Below are 1,565 nucleotides of genomic sequence, written 5' to 3'. Positions count from 1 at the left end.
TTCGTTAAGGATAAACAATGAAAAAACGCTTGATTGCCTCGTTACTCATCGCTGGATATGCGGGATATGCCTGTGCGCAGGATGTTACCGTCATCTATACCAATGATCTCCACGCCCACGTTGAACCGTATAAACTGCCGTATATTGCTGAAGGTAAACGGGAGATTGGCGGTTTTGCTAATATTTCCACACTGGTTAAACAGGAAAAAGCTAAAAATAAGGCGACGTTTTATTTTGATGCCGGTGATTATTTTACCGGTCCATATATAAGCAGCCTGACTAAAGGAAAAGCAATTATCGATATAATGAATACAATGTCGGTGGATGCGGCCTCTGTCGGGAATCATGAATTTGACCATGGCTGGGATAATACCCTTTTGCAGTTCAGCCAGGCGACGTTCCCTATTTTATTGGGTAACGTCTTTTTTAAGAACAGCACTCTGCCCTTCTGGAATAAACCGTACACTATTGTGGAAAAAGACGGCGTCAAAATCGGTGTCATCGGTTTGCACGGTGTGTTTGCCTTTGACGATACGGTGTCGTCAGCCATGCGCCAGGGAATTGAAGCGCGTGATGAAGTCAAGTATCTACAGCGCTATCTGGATGAGCTGCGTGGAAAAGTGGATATCACCGTCGCGTTAATGCACGAAGGCACACCGGCGCGCCAGTCCAGCATCGGCAATGCGGACGTCAGACGTGCGCTGGATAAGGATATTCAGACCGCAAAACAGGTCAAAGGCCTCGATCTTCTCATTACTGGCCATGCGCATGTTGGCACGCCAGAACCAATTAAAGTGGGCAATACCCTCATCCTCTCGACCGACAGCGGTGGCATTGATATCGGTAAACTGGTGCTGGATGTCAACACAAAAAATCATCGTCACACGGTTAAAAGCTTTGAACTGAAAACAATTTATGCGGATGAATGGAAACCCGATCCGGTCACGCAGAAGGTGATTGATGGCTGGAACAAAAAGCTCGCGGAAACCGTGAGCCAAAAAGTGGGTGAAACGCCGATTGCGTTGACCCGGGCCTATGGCGAGTCCTCATCGCTGGGTAACCTGTTTACCGATGCTATGCTGTTCGCCGCGCCTGATGCGCAACTTGCGCTGACCAATTCGGGCGGTTTACGCGCCGATCTCAATCCTGGCCCCCTCACGCTTGGCGATATTATTAGCGCCTTCCCGTTCCCTAATGAACTGACCGTGATGGATTTAACGGGTAAATCATTACGCAATCTGATGGAGCATGGGGCGTCGCTGAGCAACGGCGTATTACAGATGTCGAAAGGCGCTGAAATGCGCTACGACCCGCGTAAACCGGTCGGCCAGCGCGTGACGACATTTACACTTAACGGCAAAAACATTGTCGATACGCAAACCTATCGCGTGGCAACCAACAGTTTCCTCGCGCCGGGCGGTGATGGTTTTATGGCTTTTACCGACGGTAAAAATAAGCAGGTCCGCGGCGGATATAACCTCTCCGATGCGGTGATTGATTACCTGAAAAAAGGCAACGTCATCGACCCTCAGCAAGTCAATGAAATGCGCGTACAGGAAGTCAAA

1 protein-coding gene is annotated in these 1,565 nt (G+C 49.3%); it reads left to right on the top strand.

The window, feature by feature from the left end; all coding sequences use genetic code 11:
* Positions 1–17: 17 nt before the first annotated feature.
* The coding region (locus JTI98_RS10370) for a bifunctional UDP-sugar hydrolase/5'-nucleotidase (protein ID WP_216081216.1) at positions 18–1,565 on the top strand (1,548 nt) is incomplete at its 3' end.

It is taken from the genome of Citrobacter sp. MGH 55 (assembly GCF_016906145.1).
Classification (GTDB): domain Bacteria; phylum Pseudomonadota; class Gammaproteobacteria; order Enterobacterales; family Enterobacteriaceae; genus Citrobacter_A; species Citrobacter_A amalonaticus.
The sequence above is the reverse complement of the archived record's forward strand: the minus strand, read 5'-3'. Positions and strand labels throughout refer to the sequence as shown.